The sequence below is a fragment of the Companilactobacillus bobalius genome (assembly GCF_009764355.1).
In genome coordinates this window covers 1-16,142 of the sequence record NZ_LNUA01000008.1, presented here as the reverse complement: position 1 = coordinate 16,142, position 16,142 = coordinate 1, and the positions used below count along the sequence as shown (strand labels likewise).

General features: G+C 35.3%; 14 protein-coding genes. 12 read left to right on the top strand and 2 right to left on the bottom strand.

All coding sequences use genetic code 11. The annotated features are described in order from the left end of the window. Nucleotides 1-78: 78 nt before the first annotated feature. The 4 genes from ATN92_RS00395 (at nucleotide 79) to ATN92_RS00380 (ending at nucleotide 4,022) form a co-directional block, all read left to right on the top strand. Nucleotides 79-1,266 carry a GHKL domain-containing protein gene (locus ATN92_RS00395; protein ID WP_234032511.1) on the top strand — a complete coding sequence of 396 codons (1,188 nt, stop codon included), beginning with the start codon at nucleotides 79-81 and terminating at the stop codon, nucleotides 1,264-1,266. Next, nucleotides 1,253-2,524 (top strand): ATP-binding protein, encoded by a 1,272-nt coding sequence (locus tag ATN92_RS00390; protein ID WP_056950875.1) that lies wholly within the window; start codon nucleotides 1,253-1,255, stop codon nucleotides 2,522-2,524. The genes ATN92_RS00395 and ATN92_RS00390 overlap by 14 nt, the downstream gene beginning before the upstream one ends. Before the next feature lie 3 nt (nucleotides 2,525-2,527). Further along, nucleotides 2,528-3,232 carry a response regulator transcription factor gene (locus ATN92_RS00385; protein WP_056950873.1) on the top strand — a complete coding sequence of 235 codons (705 nt, stop codon included), beginning with the start codon at nucleotides 2,528-2,530 and terminating at the stop codon, nucleotides 3,230-3,232. 256 nt (nucleotides 3,233-3,488) lie between these two features. Continuing rightward, nucleotides 3,489-4,022, top strand: a complete 534-nt coding sequence (locus tag ATN92_RS00380) for a hypothetical protein (RefSeq protein ID WP_143444232.1) — start codon at nucleotides 3,489-3,491, stop codon at nucleotides 4,020-4,022. A 30-nt stretch (nucleotides 4,023-4,052) separates the two neighbouring features. Here the strand turns inward: ATN92_RS00380 and ATN92_RS00375 are convergent, their stop codons facing one another. Then, nucleotides 4,053-4,400: a hypothetical protein gene (locus ATN92_RS00375; protein ID WP_056950869.1), complete on the bottom strand. Its 348-nt coding sequence runs from the start codon at nucleotides 4,398-4,400 to the stop codon at nucleotides 4,053-4,055. 120 nt (nucleotides 4,401-4,520) lie between these two features. Here ATN92_RS00375 and ATN92_RS00370 point away from each other — a divergent pair, with 120 nt between their 5' ends. Continuing rightward, nucleotides 4,521-4,721 carry a hypothetical protein gene (locus ATN92_RS00370; RefSeq protein WP_056950867.1) on the top strand — a complete coding sequence of 67 codons (201 nt, stop codon included), beginning with the start codon at nucleotides 4,521-4,523 and terminating at the stop codon, nucleotides 4,719-4,721. A gap of 552 nt (nucleotides 4,722-5,273) precedes the next feature. Here ATN92_RS00370 and ATN92_RS00365 read toward each other — a convergent pair. Beyond that, nucleotides 5,274-5,558, bottom strand: coding sequence for a bacteriocin immunity protein (locus ATN92_RS00365; RefSeq protein WP_056950865.1), 285 nt, complete (start codon nucleotides 5,556-5,558; stop codon nucleotides 5,274-5,276). Nucleotides 5,559-5,802: 244 nt separating this feature from the next. On the opposite strand from ATN92_RS00365, the gene hflX reads away from it, so the two are divergent. The 7 genes from hflX (at nucleotide 5,803) to ATN92_RS00330 (ending at nucleotide 15,164) form a co-directional block, all read left to right on the top strand. Further along, nucleotides 5,803-7,098 (top strand): GTPase HflX, encoded by a 1,296-nt coding sequence (hflX, locus tag ATN92_RS00360; RefSeq protein ID WP_056950864.1) that lies wholly within the window; start codon nucleotides 5,803-5,805, stop codon nucleotides 7,096-7,098. A gap of 139 nt (nucleotides 7,099-7,237) precedes the next feature. After that, entirely contained in the window at nucleotides 7,238-8,872 is a 1,635-nt protein-coding gene (locus tag ATN92_RS00355) for a peptide ABC transporter substrate-binding protein (RefSeq protein WP_056950862.1), read from the top strand. Nucleotides 8,873-8,894: 22 nt separating this feature from the next. Continuing rightward, complete coding sequence (gene opp3b, locus ATN92_RS00350; RefSeq protein ID WP_025085030.1) at nucleotides 8,895-9,827, top strand: oligopeptide ABC transporter permease; 933 nt, start codon at nucleotides 8,895-8,897, stop codon at nucleotides 9,825-9,827. Continuing rightward, nucleotides 9,827-10,852 carry an ABC transporter permease gene (locus ATN92_RS00345; protein ID WP_025085029.1) on the top strand — a complete coding sequence of 342 codons (1,026 nt, stop codon included), beginning with the start codon at nucleotides 9,827-9,829 and terminating at the stop codon, nucleotides 10,850-10,852. Before opp3b ends, ATN92_RS00345 begins: the two co-directional genes overlap by 1 nt. 16 nt (nucleotides 10,853-10,868) lie before the next feature. Beyond that, a complete protein-coding gene (locus tag ATN92_RS00340; protein ID WP_056950860.1) occupies nucleotides 10,869-11,915 on the top strand; it encodes an ABC transporter ATP-binding protein in 1,047 nt (348 codons plus the stop codon). Beyond that, nucleotides 11,915-12,847 (top strand): ABC transporter ATP-binding protein, encoded by a 933-nt coding sequence (locus ATN92_RS00335; RefSeq protein ID WP_056950858.1) that lies wholly within the window; start codon nucleotides 11,915-11,917, stop codon nucleotides 12,845-12,847. The genes ATN92_RS00340 and ATN92_RS00335 overlap by 1 nt, the downstream gene beginning before the upstream one ends. 436 nt (nucleotides 12,848-13,283) lie before the next feature. Further along, a complete protein-coding gene (locus tag ATN92_RS00330) occupies nucleotides 13,284-15,164 on the top strand; it encodes an elongation factor G (protein WP_056950856.1) in 1,881 nt (626 codons plus the stop codon). Nucleotides 15,165-16,142 lie beyond the last annotated feature (978 nt).

Below are 16,142 nucleotides of genomic sequence, written 5' to 3'. Positions count from 1 at the left end.
TATAGTGTTTTCTATTCACTATTTCATTTTAAAAAATATTATTTACTGGCATTCATTTTAGTGTCATTTTTGTCAGAAATGCTTTTGAAAGATTATTCATATCTAATCACGTTTTTCTTTGTCTATCTAGTTCTCTGGCATCATAAAAAATGGAATTTAACTCTAATAAATCCCCTTCTATTATCATCCCTAATACGTTTAATTTATGAAACCTTAGCCGATACAATAATTGCAGATAAGATCTCCACTCATGCAATTTCAGGCATACTGCTCTTTGTAGTCGCCAGCTTTTCAATCAAATTTATTACCGCAGTAGTATTCATCTTTCTTTATAAACGTTTTGATATTGAAGAAAAATGGCAGATTGATCATTCATCGCTTCTCAGTTTTTTATTAATTTATCTATTTATAGCAATTTACGTATTTATAGCAATTTACGTATTTATGCATTTTATTCAAGAAAATAAGGCCTATTCCGATTTAACTATCGGTGTTTTCGCATTCATTATTATTCAATGTGTTTTTATCGCGCTTCTCTTTGGTAAAGCTAGTCAAACGCAACAACTGGCGTACAAAAGAGAATTAACGAAGGAACAACTAAAAAATTTAAAAATGTATACCGACCAACTTGAAAAAGATCATCTTCATCTTCGTGAATTCGAACACAGTTACAAAGATGGTATCGCAACACTTCGATCTGTTGCCAGTGATGGTGATTATACCGCAATGAAACAAGCTTTAGAAAAACTAGAAGTGTACTCTGACGGTTACTTCGACAATCTTTCAATGCAATTATTCAAGGATCTAAACAACGTGCAAAATCCCTATTTGAAGAGTCTTTTTATCAGTAAATTAACCCTGATTCATCAGGATAATATCAAATGTCACTTTGAATGTCGCAATACCATTGAGGAGGTTGATATTAATATTTTTGACCTCGTTCGACTTTTAGGTATTTCAATCGATAACGCCATCGAGGCTACTAAAGGACAAACCGGTGCTCAGATTCAAATCGCTATCGTTAAAGAAAAACAACAGTTATCCTTCTTAATCAACAACACGATTCACTCCGAAACTAAAATTCAAACTATGATGCAAGAGGGTTTCACCACCAAAAAGAACCACTCCGGTCTAGGAATGGTCAACGTTCAAGATATTAAAAAGAAGTATCCCAATCTGTTCGTTCAATATCGGAAAAATAATGACTGGTTCAATCTCAACATCACACTACTTGATTTAGGAGGTGATGCACATGTCAATTATTAGTCCACGAATTTTCACCATCTTCTCCAACTGGTTTCTTTTCTTCTTTCTTTTCAGTAATCTCTATCAAAATCGCCTTTCTAATAAGAAAAAGTTAATTCTCTATCCTAGTTTCATTATCGGTTTCACAATTATAGAAAGTTTGCTTCCCTTTGCTAAGCCGCCACTGGATATATTCACTTACTTCTACCTTCGCAAATCTAAAGATATTGACTATTACTTGCTCAATGTCTTCATTATCACCGCAGCAGTTAAAGTCATAGCTATTTTTGTAGCTGGGACTATCTTCGCCATTCTGGTTACTGTTGATAATTTAGATGCCAATTCTTTTCCTCAATTAACTATCATTTATCTATCAATCATCGTCATTTCAATTATTTTTATTCTAATTTACAATTTATTCAATATAAATAAGCGTTTAGATAAGAAGACACCACTTACAACCATCATTTTAGGGTACGTTTATCTAATCTTTTTTACTATTTTAATTCTCGTTCAAAGTTTTAAAAACTACCCTTATTTCATTTTAGGAACTCTATTATTCATCATTATCCAATCCATTTTCGTCATCATGATTTTCCTTTATCGAAGACTACGAAATCGCAAGGCCTACCAGGATAAATTTGCTGAAGAACAAGTTAAAAATCTCAAAATTTATACTGACCGACTGGAAAGTGACCAATTAAAATTACGTCATTTTAAACACGATTATAAAAATTTGCTATTCAGCTTAAAAACTGTTGTTGATGAACAAGATAACATAGCGATGAATCAAGCTTTAGACAAATTGGAAAATTACTCTGATGGTTATTTGGATAATCTGTCGATGGATCTATTTCAAGATATTAAAAATGTTCACAATTCCTATTTGAAGAGTCTCTTGATCAGTAAAATCAACACTATCAATCAAAAAAATATTGCCTGCCACTTTACTTGCAATCAAGACCTAGACGACTTACCTATCAACATCTTTGATTTTATCAATCTACTCGACACCGCTATTGATAATGCTATCTACTTCACACAAAAACAAGATAACGGTGAGATCTACCTCAGTATTAACCAAGAAGGCCAACAATTGGCTTTTCTAATTTATAATTCCATTGCCAATCAGCCTAATACAGCAACAGAAGAGAAAAAGCACTTTGATAGATTACACATCAGGACACTTCGAAAAAAATATTCTAATTTATTCATCCAATCTAACCAAAGCCAAAAATGGTTCCGTTTCAATATTATTTTAATCACCAAGGAGGATTAACTTATGTATCCAATAATTGTTTGTGAAGACGATGCTGCTCAACTTGAACAACTTCATACTTTGATTAAAAACTATATCCTTTTTCACAGTGACTTATTCAAAATCGAATTAACCGCCAACAATCCCAACGATGTTCTCACTTATCTTGAGAAAGAAGAACCTCAAAGTGGTATCTATTTCTTAGATATCGACTTACAGAATAAAATTGATGGTATCCAATTGGCTGAAGAGATTCGCAAAGTTGATGTTCAAGCAAAAATTATTTTTGTCACCACCCACGATGAACTGGCACCTTTAACTTTAAAACGAAAAGTTGCCGCAATAGACTTCATCGAAAAGGATCAGCCACTGGAGAATTTTCGTCAGGAAATCTACGACACTTTAACTTATGCCCAACAGTTAATTGATGAAACTAGAACTGTCCAAAAACGAGGTTTCTCTTTTGAAGTCGGCACACAAGTCTACAATTTAGACAAATCCGAAGTTATTTTTGTAGAGGCTTCTGACATTCCTCATCGACTCAATATTTTTTCAACTAATGGTAAATTTGAATTTTATGGAAAATTAGCTGACCTAGAGAACAAGTATGATTTTCTCTTTAAAATCAGTCGTTCTTGTCTCATTAATCCTGAAAACATTCACCACATCAACTTTGCTAATAGAGAAATTGGTTTTTCTAATGGTGAAACCAGAAAATTTTCGATTTGAAAATCTCGCAAACTCAAGAGCCTCATCAAAGAAACCCTTTAAATTTTTAATTTAATATTTTTTATTCAAGAATAAATTAACGGTTGTTCATGATATTTTTTTATTTGTATTATAATAAAGATGTATATTTAAGCTATCAAAAGTACCAAAGTTTTAGTCATATATTCAGGCCATTTAAAGTATTTTGAAGGGAATGTTTATTATGTTGAAATTCGGGAAAAAAGTTAGTTTCAGACCTCTTATTGTAAGTCTTATAATGGGTTTAGTAATAGGATTCATGTTTAGTGATATCTTTTCATCAGGTAGTATCGGTTTTATTTTTGGAACAGCATTCTTTCTATTAGTGTTCTTGGGACACTATTGGAGAGCTTCATCAGTATTATTCAACTATTGGCAAGTTAACGACGGAACCATTAAATACAACGATGTTAATAATCCTGACAATGTTCTCTTAATGATGCTATTGCCTCTATCAAGCCCTTTAAAATCATTTTCCGTTAAGGACATTCAATCAATCACTGTTAATGGCGATTTAAAACAGGCCACTACACCAATGGCAGTTCCTTTTTCTGGAGCTCTAGGACTATTCTCTAGTTCTATCGCCATTGCTAAAAGCCAAAACAGCTTAGATGTAGTTTTGAAAAATGGTCAAAAAATCAACCTCGATTATTCAAGAGACTTTGTCTACAATCCAAAAGAAACCATCGAAAAATTGAATAAATTTCTCGACAGTCTCAATTCAGTAAAAATTGTTAATAAAGCTAATCACAACGTTAGTTTAGGTTATTAGAATTAATCAAAAAAAGATGTCTTCTTTAAATTAAAAGAAGGCATCTTTATTTTTTCCTAGAATATCAATAATTGAATAAGCGTTAGAGAAACTAGTTGTCTTTTGTGACAATTGAGATATCTCCTTCCAAAGTTTTTCAGTATAGTAATTGAATACTAGATGCTCATTATCTCTGGCATCATTAACCTCTTCAATCATTTGTTTGAATTCTTTATCAAAAATAGTCCCACGATATTGTTTTTCAACAAATTCCTGAACGGTATCCTTGATATAATGTTCCATTTTTTGGTTAATCGCTGACTCATTGATCTGTTTAGAAAAAGAATTACTAAATTCAACCAACAATGAAAGCAATAATCTTTGTTTTGAATGATCCATTTATTTACTCACCCACCAATTAATATAACCGATTTTTACTTCAATAGATACCAAAATTTACTATTACCCGATGGTGTATAATTTAAAGTATACCTTAATTACGGTTCAGGAGAATATTTAATGAATAAACAATTTTACAAAACGATGAATTTTTGGTACGGCGTTATCCTATTAGTTGTCGGAATTATTTTTATTGATCACTCCACCAAACAAATCTGGGGCCTCATTGATGCTATTTTTATTATTTCAGCTATTATATGTTTCCTAATGGGATTCTTCCGTAAACCCAAGCCTAAGAAAAAAAACGATTTACGACTATAGAATTTCAGGCTCTTTCTCAATTATAGTTAGTGTAAAATTCCGTCGTCCACTCGGCTTTGTGGATGCTGGAACATGCTGGGCATGGCTTGAAGCCAATTGAAAATCACAATTGTCTCCAAGTCCAGCCTTTTTCTAAACGATAAATCGTTAAGAAAAATCTCAGCATTGAGCATCCACAAAGCTGTCGCTCCCGACTAGATAGTATCTTTTATTACTTATTTCAAATAATTCAGAAATTAAAAACAGTATCCATTTAGAAACGCAAGACATGCGCTTATTCTAAACAGGTACTGTTATTTTTATTTCAAATATTTAGTTAAGAACAAAATAATGAATAGCGCAGTTTACCAGTCTGGAGCAAAAGTTGAAAATGCGGTCAGCTGTGAAATCATTGTTAGTGGCTCTGCCACTTACAATGAGGCCGGACTTGGAGATCCATTATTTTGCACGAAGTGTAAAATAATTAGCTTCAAGCCGAGCCCACAGCGTTCCACCAGCATTTTCAACTTTTGCGGAAGACGGCAATTTTAAGCACATCCCACTTCAAAACCACTAACCCAAATTAGTTGGATTAACATGACCCCAACGATCAGCGATAGGTTTTTGTAACTTTTGTCCCAATTCAACAACTGACTTAGGTGCTTTGTATTGATGTGTTAATAAATAACGATTAACTTGACTACTCAACTTGCCACTGACACTTACAATATTCTTGTCCTCACTCAAATCTTTATAAGCTTTAACCATTGCAGCATAAAGATCTTCGTCCGCCTTAACAACATCTTCCTGAGCAGCTGCATCAACTAACTTCATTAATTCCTCAGTCTTATCGTTCATAATTAATCTCCCCTATACAAATATATTTGTAATTATACTCTAAGTAGTCAATTTCTAATTCATATTTTAATTAAGTAATCGTTTTCTACCTATTATATAGCGTGAAATGGACTTACATGTTATTATTTAGACAGTTTATTGAAAGGATGTATTGAAATCATGCGCTTAAGAACAGATATCATTTCACACAAATAATAAAAAGGCATTATTATCCCTGGGGTAAATAGTGCCACCAGGAGGATTTATGACTGAATCTAAATTAACATACGAAAAAACACGCGTTATTGTGGCGGGAGTTAGTCACCTACAGCCTGACTTCGAGTACACAATGCAAGAACTTGCTTCATTAGTTGAAGCTAACAACATGGAAGTCGCTGATACGATTACTCAAAAATCTGACTCTGTCAGCGGTGCAACTTACTTTGGTTCTGGCAAGGTTACTGAGATCAAAGAAATTGCCAATGCGGATGATGTTCAAATTATCGTTTTAAATGACGAATTAACCCCTTCACAAATCAGAAACTTGGAAAAAGAAACTAAATTGAGTTTCATGGATCGAACTGAATTGATTCTTCAAGTCTTCTCTAATCGTGCTCAAACTAAACAGGCCAAACTTCAAGTTGAGATTGCCAAATTACAATATCAACTCCCTAGAATTCATCCATCAGGTAATCCATTGGATCAACAATCCGCTTCTGGTGGTTTAGCCAACCGTGGTGCTGGTGAATCAAAGCTAGAACTTGATCGTCGAGTTATTCGTAAACGAATCACGGCTTTGCGTAACGAATTGAAGACAGTTGATAAGACTGTTAACGTTCAAAGCAGACGTCGTACTAATACATCCTTACCTTTAGTTTCTCTAGTTGGTTACACCAATGCTGGTAAGTCGACTACTATGAATGGCCTATTGAATTTTAACAAGGAAGATTCTGACGACCGTAAGGTTTTTGAAAAGAATATGCTCTTCGCAACACTTGATACTAGTGTTCGCCGAATCGATTTAGCTGATAACACTAGTTTCTTGTTATCCGACACTGTTGGCTTTGTCAGCAAGTTACCACATAACTTGGTTGAATCATTCAAGACAACCCTAAAAGAAGCTCAGGATGCTGATATCTTGATCCAGGTCATCGATATTAGTGATGCACATTGGAAGAACATGCTTGAGGTTACCGAAAAGACTTTGAAAGAAGTTGGTGTGGTCGATAAACCAATGATTTATGCATTCAACAAAGCTGATCTTAAACCTGACCAACAATTTCCTTCTATTGAGGGCGACAATATTTATTATTCCGCTCTCGATAGCAAGTCAATTGAAACTCTAATTCAATTGATCAAACAAAAGATTTTCGCTAATTACAAAGAAGCAACTCTTCTAATTCCTTATGACAAACAAAAAGTTACTGAAGAAATTTTAAGAAATTCTCAAGTAACTAAAAAAGAGTTTACCAACGCCGGATCTTTAATTACCGCCAATCTAAGCCCTGAAGAATTAGAAAGATTTAATAATTACATCGAAATGGAGTCATCTAACAAATAGATGGCTCTATTTTTTTTTGCATTTTTATACATAATGTATTATTATTTTATAAAACATTAGAATTTTTCTAATTAAGGGCGATTTGTTTTTAATGTTCATTAGTACATTCTAAGAATAATAATTTTGGGGAGGTCAAACAATGAAATCTAAGAAGTATTTACTTGCATTGTTACCGATATTTCTATTCGTATTAGTTCTAAGCGGTTGTGGTTCCGCTACTGAAAAAGACAGTAAAAATACACTTGCAATTAACTCCGGAGATGTTATTGCAACTATGGATTCATCTATGAACACTGATGCTATTGGTGCTCAACACTTAACAAACACAATGGAAGGTCTTTATCGATACGATGGTAAAGATTTGAAACCAGCCATTGCCAAGAAAGTTGTTAAACCAACTAATGGTGGTAAGACTTATACTTTCGATTTAAGACATACACAATGGTCAAACGGCAAACCTGTTACAGCTAATGACTTTGTCTATGCTTGGAGAAGAACCGTTGATCCAAAAACTGCTTCACAATACGCTTATATTTATTCCGGTATCAAAAATGCTGACAAGATCAATGCCGGTAAGAAGCCTGTAAATACTTTAGGTATTAAAGCTTTGGGTAAATATAAACTTGAAGTAACTTTGGAAAATGCTATTCCATACTTTAATACTTTGATGGCTAGTTCAACCTTCTACCCTCAATACAAACCTGCAGTTGAAAAAGCTGGCAAACAATATGGTTTGAGCAGTACTGGAATGGTCTTCAATGGACCTTTCAAATTAGTTAACTGGAATGTTTCTAAAAACAGTTGGACTGAAGTTAAGAACAACAAGTACTGGAACGCTAAGTCTGTTAAATTAAAGACTTTGAAGTATTACGTTGTTAAGGATGCCAATACTGGTTTAAACCTTTACGATGCTAACAGAATCAACCGTTACGAAAAACTTGGTGGAGATACAGCTCGTCAAGTATCCAGTTACAAGACTTTCTCAATGGATAAACAAACAGCTAACTTCTATCTTGAATTGAACCAAAAGAAATACAAATTCTTCAGAAATGCCAAGATCAGACAAGCTATCTCAATGTCAATCAACCGTGAACAATTAACTAACAACGTTCTTGGTAAGACTGGTGGTATCGAACATACTATTGTTCCTGTCGGCATGTCATACAATCCAACAACTAAAGTTGATTTCACTAAAGAAAAAATGCTTCAATCATCAAATCAATACACAGAATACAATCCTAAAGAAGCTACAAAGCTTTGGAAGGAAGGAATCAAAGAAACTGGTCAAAAGAATCTTAGCTTCACTCTCCTAGGTGACGATACAGATAATTCCAAGAAACAAAACGAATACCTTCAAGGAGAAATGGAAAAGAATTTGCCAGGTATCAAGATTACTTTATCAAACGTACCATTTAAGTCTCGTCTAGATAAATCAACATCTGGTAACTTCGATATTGTTGTTACTGGTTGGAACGCCGATTACCCAGATCCTGTTACATTCCTAGATATCTTTACAACTGGTAACGTTCAAAACAACGGTAAGTACTCAAATGCTCAATATGATGCTTTGATTAATAAATCTAAGACTACCGATGCTACAAATGAAGAAGCTAGATGGCAAGATCTCTTACAAGCAACTAAGATCTTAACTGATGAACAAGGCGCTATTCCTTTGTACCAATCATATCAAGCTAACTTAACTAGAAGTAACGTTAAGGGTTACCAAATCACACCAAATGGTAGTTATAATCTAGTTACAGCCTACAAAAAATAATTATGTTGAGGGAGATTAAATAATGGCTAAATATATTCTCAAAAGAATTCTTTATTTATTCTTGACCCTTTTCATTATTGCGACGATAACTTTCTTCATGATGAAGATGCTTCCTGGTACTCCGTTTTCCAACCAAAACCGTATGTCTGCGGAGCAACTGAAGATCGTTAAAGCCCAATATGGATTGGATCAATCAGTATTTGTTCAATATATTCGTTACATTGGGGGATTATTACAAGGTAATCTTGGTACTTCTTTCCAATTCAATAACGAACCTGTTACAGCATTAATCGGCCAAAGACTTGCTCCATCAATGCAAATTGGTGCTCAAGCTATGGTCGTTGGTACTATCGGTGGTATCCTTCTAGGTGCCCTCGCTGCTATTCGTAAAAACACATGGGTTGATACACTTGCAACATTCATTTCAATCCTTGGTCTATCAATTCCATCTTTCGTTTTAGCTGTTTTACTTCAGTTCTACCTAGCCTACAAATGGAAGATCTACCCAGTTGCTCTTTGGGATAACTTCCAATCAAGTATCCTACCAACACTTGCTCTATCGGCCTTACCATTAGGTACTGTTGCTCGATTTATGAGAACCGAAATGGTGGATGTTATGAGTAGTGATTACATTGAATTGGCTAAGTCAAAAGGTAATTCAAGTTGGGGTGTTGTTGCTAAGCATGCGCTTCGTAACTCATTGATCCCAGTTGTTACTATTATTGGACCTATGGCCGTTTCAGTTATGACTGGTTCCATGGTTGTTGAGAATATCTTCTCAATTCCTGGTATCGGTGAACAATTCGTTAAATCAATTACTACAAATGACTACCCTACAATCATGGGGCTTACAATCTTCTATTCATTCTTGTTAATCATAGTTTACTTAATCGTTGATATCCTTTACGGTCTCATCGATCCAAGAATCAGACTAGGAAACGGAGGTAAAGAATAATGGAACAGATTCCTCAAATTCCTAAGGAAAAATTCAGATTAATTCACGACGAAAATAATAAAGACCAAGAAAAAATTGGTACTCCTTCACTTACATACATGCAGGATGTTCGTCGTCGTTTGTTCAAAGATAAAGTAGCCGTTGTTTGTTTAGCGCTGATCTCAATCATCGTCGTTATTTCAATCTTGGCTCCAATCATTGCCCCACATAATCCAAATGCACAACAAGTTACAATGTCTAACTTGCCTCCTAAGTTGGGTAACCTAAATATCCCTGGTATGAATGGTTATCAAAATATGGGTGGACACATGGTTGATGCTTATAAACAAGCTGATGCTCCTAAAGGTACCTTCTACATTCTAGGTACTGATTACCTTGGACGTGACCTTCTATCAAGAATTATCTATGGTACAAGACTTTCATTAGTCGTTGCTGTACTTGCTACTCTAGTTGACCTTCTAATCGGTGTACCTTACGGTATCGTTTCTGGTTGGAAAGGTGGCAAAACTGATACATTCATGCAACGTATCGTTGAAATTGTTTCATCTATTCCTAACTTGATTGTTGTTATCTTAATGATGATCATCCTAAAACCAGGTTTGACATCAATCGTTATTGCGATTGCCATTACTGGATGGGTCACGATGGCTCGTCTGGTCCGGGCGCAAACCTTCCAATTGAAAGAACAAGAATATATTTTAGCTGCTAGAACTTTAGGCGAACCTTCAATGAAGATTGCTACAAAGCATCTAATTCCTAATCTTTCATCAACAATTATTATTCAAACAATGTTCACTATTCCAAATGCCATCTTCTTCGAAGCTTTCCTAAGTTTCATTGGTATTGGTATTCCTGCTCCAAACGCTTCATTAGGTACCCTTCTATCAGATGGTCAAAAAGCCTTTAGATTCTTACCATATCAAATGTGGGCTCCAGCTATTATCTTGAGTGTTATCATGATTGCCACAAACCTTCTAGGTGATGGTCTACGTGATGCCTTTGACCCACAATCATCAGAAAACTAACTAAGGAGAAATCACAATGGATAAAATTTTAGAAGTAAAAGATTTGCATGTTGATTTCGATACCTATAATGGTGTCGTTCATGCTATCCGTGGTGTTAGCTTCCATTTAAACGCCGGTGAAACCTTAGCAATCGTTGGTGAATCTGGTTCTGGTAAGTCCATCACAGTTCGTTCAATTCTACAATTACTAGCTAAGAACGGAACAATCTCAAAGGGAGAAGTGCTCTATCATGGAGACGATCTCTTACAAAAAACTGATAAGGAAATGGATAAACTTCGTGGAAATAAGATTTCCATGATCTTCCAAGACCCTATGACATCGCTTGACCCCACTATGACAATCGGTAAGCAAGTTGCGGAACCATTATTGATTCACAATAACGTTTCTAAGAAAGACGCTCTCAAGCGTGCTGAAGAAGTTCTACGTTTAGTAGGTATTCCTAATCCTAAAGCTAGAATGAATGACTACCCTCACCAATTTTCAGGTGGTCAAAGACAACGTATCGTTATCGCTATTGCCATCGTTGATTACCCAGAAATTCTAATCGCCGATGAACCAACAACAGCCCTTGACGTTACTGTTCAAGCTCAAATCATTGATTTATTAAAAGAATTACAACAAAAGATTGGTACTTCAATCATCTTTATCACCCATGACTTAGGTGTTGTGGCTGGTATCGCTGATCGTGTAGCAGTTATGTATGCCGGACGTTTGGTTGAATTTGGTTCAGTCAACGACATCTTCTACAACCCTCAACATCCTTATACTTGGGGTCTACTAGATTCAATGCCAACACTAGATACCAACGAATCAGATCGTTTGAACTCTATTCCTGGTACACCACCAAACCTTTTGAACCCACCAAAGGGTGACGCCTTTGCACCTCGTAATGCTTACGCTATGGAAATTGATGAAGAGCAACAACCACCATTCTTCAAAGTTTCTAAGCACCATTACGCCGCAACATGGCTACTTCATCCAAATGCTCCAAAGGTAACACCACCAGCAAGTATCCTTAATCGTTTTGAAAAATTTAAGAAGTTAGGAGGCAATGTGAAATAATGGCTGACGAAAGACAAGTAATTGTATCCGTAAAAAATTTAAAACAGTATTTTAACATTGGTAAACCTAACATGGTTAAGGCCGTTGATGATGTTTCCTTTGACATTTATAAAGGTGAAACCTTCGGTTTAGTTGGTGAATCTGGTTCTGGTAAGAGTACTACTGGTCGTAGTATCATCAGACTTTATAATCCAACTGATGGTCATATTTATTTCAATGGCCAAGACATTAGTAAAATTAAGAGTCATGGTTCTAAGATGAAGGAATTCCGTCGTGAAATGCAGATGATTTTCCAAGATCCTTATGCTTCATTGAATCCTAGAATGAAAGTTAAAGATATCATCGCTGAAGGACTTGATGTTCACCACTTAGTTAAAAATGACGACGAACGTGACAAACGTGTCCGTGAATTACTCGACATGGTTAACTTGAACCCTGAACATATGACTCGTTACCCTTACGAATTCTCTGGTGGACAAAGACAACGTATCGGTATTGCTAGAGCCTTAGCTGTTGACCCTCAATTCATCATCGCTGATGAACCCATTTCAGCCCTTGATGTGTCTATCCAAGCTCAAGTTGTTAACTTGATGCAAGATATTCAAAAGAAACAAGGTTTAACTTACCTATTCATCGCCCATGATCTTTCAATGGTTAAATACATTTCCGACCGTATCGCCGTTATGTATCGTGGTAAGATCGTTGAATTAGCTAACTCAGATGAAATTTACAACAATCCACTTCATCCTTATACACAGAGTTTGCTTTCAGCTATCCCCGTTCCTGATCCTGAAATTGAAACTAAGAGAACTAGAATCGATTTCGATCACAAACGTCCATTTGAAGACGATCAAAGACTACAAGAAGTACTTCCCGGACACTTCTTATACTGCAACGATGAAAAAGCTGCTAGTTTCAAAAGTAATAAATAACATCTGACAAATCAGATCCTACAAATCCAATTCATGTTATTTACACAAAGAAAAGAGCTTGCCATAAGGCGAGCTCTTTTTGTATTTGTCTTTTTCATAACAATTTCTTCTTTCTGTTTAAGTTTGTAAAATTCTATATCTTTGGGGAGGAGATATATCTATTTTTAGGGGAGATTAGAGTTTAAAAAGATTATTTATTTTATAGTTTAATTTTTCATTTAAGTAATTTAGTATTTCGTGGAGAAGTTTTTATAATCATCGATCACCTCTTTGCTTTTGACTATGCTTAAATAATAACGGGAATTTATGAATATATGATTAGTAAATTACGAAATAAATGATAAGTAATTGTGAAGAAAATTTGACGAACCGTCTTTTTTAGACAAAAGTGATAGTAAAATATATAATAAGTTCTTTTTGAGAGGAGATTTATCATATGAAACATATCGTAACTGGAATCGTGGCACACGTTGATGCCGGCAAGACTACCCTTTCCGAGGCTTTACTTTATAAGACTGGCCAATTACGTAAATTAGGTCGTGTTGACAACGGCGATGCTTTTTTGGATTCCGACGACTTAGAAAAGAAACGCGGCATCACTATCTTCTCCCATCAAGCCAATTTACAATACGAAAATTTGAAGTTGACCCTCTTGGATACTCCCGGACACGTCGACTTTGCATCCCAAACTGAACAAGTTTTGAGTGTTTTAGATTATGCTATTTTGGTAGTTTCCGCTACAGACGGCGTCCAAGGCTACACCAAAACACTTTGGAACTTGTTGCAAAACTACCATATCCCAACCTTTATTTTTATTAATAAAATTGATGCTGCCGGAGTTGATCAAGCTCAAGTACTTGAAGACTTACAAAACAAGCTTTCTCCCGGTTGCATTGCCTTTTCTAACGAACTATCAGACGATACTATTCGTCAAATGATTCAAAAACGTCAAATTTTTCCTTGTTACTTCGGATCGGCTTTGAAGATTTCCGGAATTGATGAACTTCTTCAAGGCTTTGAAACCTGGACTACTGAGGCTAAATATGATACTGATTTTGGAGCCAAGGTCTTTAAAATCTCACATGATGAAAATGATGAACGTTTAACTTGGATCAAAGTGACCGGCGGAGTTTTACATAACAAAGATATTTTGTTTGAAGATCAAAAATCTAATCAAGTCCGCATCTACAACGGAGCCAAGTTTGAATTACAACAAGAAGTTCCTGCCGGTGAAATTTGTGCAGTGACTGGTTTAACAAATACTTATCCTGGTCAAGGTTTGGACAAAGAAAAAAATGCTAGTGATCCTACAATTCAACCTGTCTTAACCTATACCGTCGATCCTAAAGACAACGATTTACATACTTGTCTAACTGCTTTAAGACAACTAGAAGATGAAGATCCACAATTGCATGTCACTTGGTCTAACCAACTAGAGGAAATCCGTGTACAAATAATGGGTGAAGTCCAATTAGAAGTGCTTCAACAATTACTTTTACAAAGATTTAATTTAAACGTCGCATTTAGTGAAGGCAGTATCCTTTACAGAGAAACCATTACCAAAAAAGTTGAAGGTATCGGCCACTTTGAGCCGCTTCGTCATTATGCCGAAGTCCATCTATTAATGGAGCCAGCTAAACCTGGCAGTGGTTTAACTTTCGATTCACAATGTAACCTCGATACTTTAGGACGTAATTGGCAACATCAAGTTTTATCCAACCTAGGAGCCAAAGAACATCTCGGCGTTTTAATTGGTGCCCCAATTACCGATATGAAAATTACCCTCATCAGTGGCCGTGCTAGCAATGTCCATTCCGTTGGTGGCGATTTCCGTGAAGCAACTTGGAGAGCTGTCCGACAAGGATTGATGATGCTCAAACAGTATGACGGCTGTCAGTTATTAGAACCATGGTATCAATTTCGACTAGAAGTCGAACAAGATCAAGTCGGTCGTGCCATGAATGACATACAAAAAATGAACGGAACCTTTGACACTCCAGAAGTAACCAACAATCAAACCAATGTTTTAACAGGAATTGCTCCAGTATCCCAAATGCAAGGTTATAGCAAACAAGTTCGAGCATACACACATGGTCAGGGACAATTAGAGTGTATCGTACTCGGTTACCGCCCTTGTCACAATGCTGATGAAATTATAAAAGAAGCACAATATCAACCAGTCTCCGATTTGGAAAACACACCCGATTCAGTCTTTTGTGCTCACGGAGCAGGTTATCCAGTCGCTTGGGATCAAGTACCACAAACCGCTCACCTACCCTATACCTATCCTTTAGCAAACTTGGAAAAGGATGAATAAATTATTCTTCACAACCGATCTAATGGTTCTTTTGAAAGTTTGATTAAAAATTCCATCTTCCACAAAAGTTGAAAATACTAGTGGAACGCTGTAGGCATGGCTTGGAGACCGCATTTTCAACTTTTACTCCAGATTAATAAACGGATCTATTGGTTACCTTTTTTCTAAATTTTTAAAATAGTAGTTCTGTCTTATAATTCTTATCTAATTTAGCTGTAATTAAATACTATCAACCACGCTATTTGAGATTTTCTAACTCTACATAATCCAATTAATAACTAATTAACAAAGTAGGATTTAGTCCGGAGCAACAATAAAATTGGCTCAGCCATGAGATTCCCTTAGCAATTTATTGCTTAGGGAAAGGTCGAGCTTGAAGATCCATTATTTTGCACGAAGTGTGAAATAATTAGCTTCAAGTCGACCCATGGCGTTCCAGCCAAATTTTATTGTTGCGGAGGACGGCAATCTAAGCACATCCCCACCTCCAAAAACAAATTTTAAGAACATCAAAAAAGTCTGCCAATATAGCAGACTTTTTATTTACGATATTTATATGTAGGATAAATATCTTATTTTCAACTTTTTATCTTAAGGGGGGAGATAAATAAAGTTTTTCATTTGTGTTTATAAGGGGATTAAACTTTTAAAAAAATAGGGTTTAATTAATATATAAGGGGATTATTCTATTTGTTAAGTGAGTAATCTAAAATTCATCATCTAATTAATACAGCTCTCAGCTTCCAATTTCATCCGGTCACTTCTTTCAAATTTTTATCTTGAGATATATCTTTTAGGGGGGGAAGATATATTACTTGAGTTTATAAGGGTTTTAATTTTGTATATAAGTTTTAAGGGGTTTATTTCTATTCATTTTATGTTTTCAATAAGTATATTTAAAAAAGGATTAATTCTAAAAGGATTGTTTGTTCATCCGGTCACCTCTTTGTTATTTGACTATGCTTAAATAATAACGGG

Excerpts from the sequence above, each read along its gene's own strand:
- ATN92_RS00330 (WP_056950856.1), top strand. The coding sequence starts at position 13,284 with ATGAAACATATCGTAACTGGAATCGTGGCACACGTTGATGCCGGCAAG.
- hflX (WP_056950864.1), top strand. The coding sequence starts at position 5,803 with ATGACTGAATCTAAATTAACATACGAAAAAACACGCGTTATTGTGGCG.
- ATN92_RS00335 (WP_056950858.1), top strand. The coding sequence starts at position 11,915 with ATGGCTGACGAAAGACAAGTAATTGTATCCGTAAAAAATTTAAAACAG.
- ATN92_RS00385 (WP_056950873.1), top strand. The coding sequence starts at position 2,528 with ATGTATCCAATAATTGTTTGTGAAGACGATGCTGCTCAACTTGAACAA.
- ATN92_RS00395 (WP_234032511.1), top strand. The coding sequence starts at position 79 with ATGCTTTTGAAAGATTATTCATATCTAATCACGTTTTTCTTTGTCTAT.
- ATN92_RS00380 (WP_143444232.1), top strand. The coding sequence starts at position 3,489 with ATGGGTTTAGTAATAGGATTCATGTTTAGTGATATCTTTTCATCAGGT.
- opp3b (WP_025085030.1), top strand. The coding sequence starts at position 8,895 with ATGGCTAAATATATTCTCAAAAGAATTCTTTATTTATTCTTGACCCTT.
- ATN92_RS00370 (WP_056950867.1), top strand. The coding sequence starts at position 4,521 with ATGAATAAACAATTTTACAAAACGATGAATTTTTGGTACGGCGTTATC.
- ATN92_RS00345 (WP_025085029.1), top strand. The coding sequence starts at position 9,827 with ATGGAACAGATTCCTCAAATTCCTAAGGAAAAATTCAGATTAATTCAC.
- ATN92_RS00340 (WP_056950860.1), top strand. The coding sequence starts at position 10,869 with ATGGATAAAATTTTAGAAGTAAAAGATTTGCATGTTGATTTCGATACC.
- ATN92_RS00390 (WP_056950875.1), top strand. The coding sequence starts at position 1,253 with ATGTCAATTATTAGTCCACGAATTTTCACCATCTTCTCCAACTGGTTT.
- ATN92_RS00355 (WP_056950862.1), top strand. The coding sequence starts at position 7,238 with ATGAAATCTAAGAAGTATTTACTTGCATTGTTACCGATATTTCTATTC.
- ATN92_RS00375 (WP_056950869.1), bottom strand. The coding sequence starts at position 4,400 with ATGGATCATTCAAAACAAAGATTATTGCTTTCATTGTTGGTTGAATTT.
- ATN92_RS00365 (WP_056950865.1), bottom strand. The coding sequence starts at position 5,558 with ATGAACGATAAGACTGAGGAATTAATGAAGTTAGTTGATGCAGCTGCT.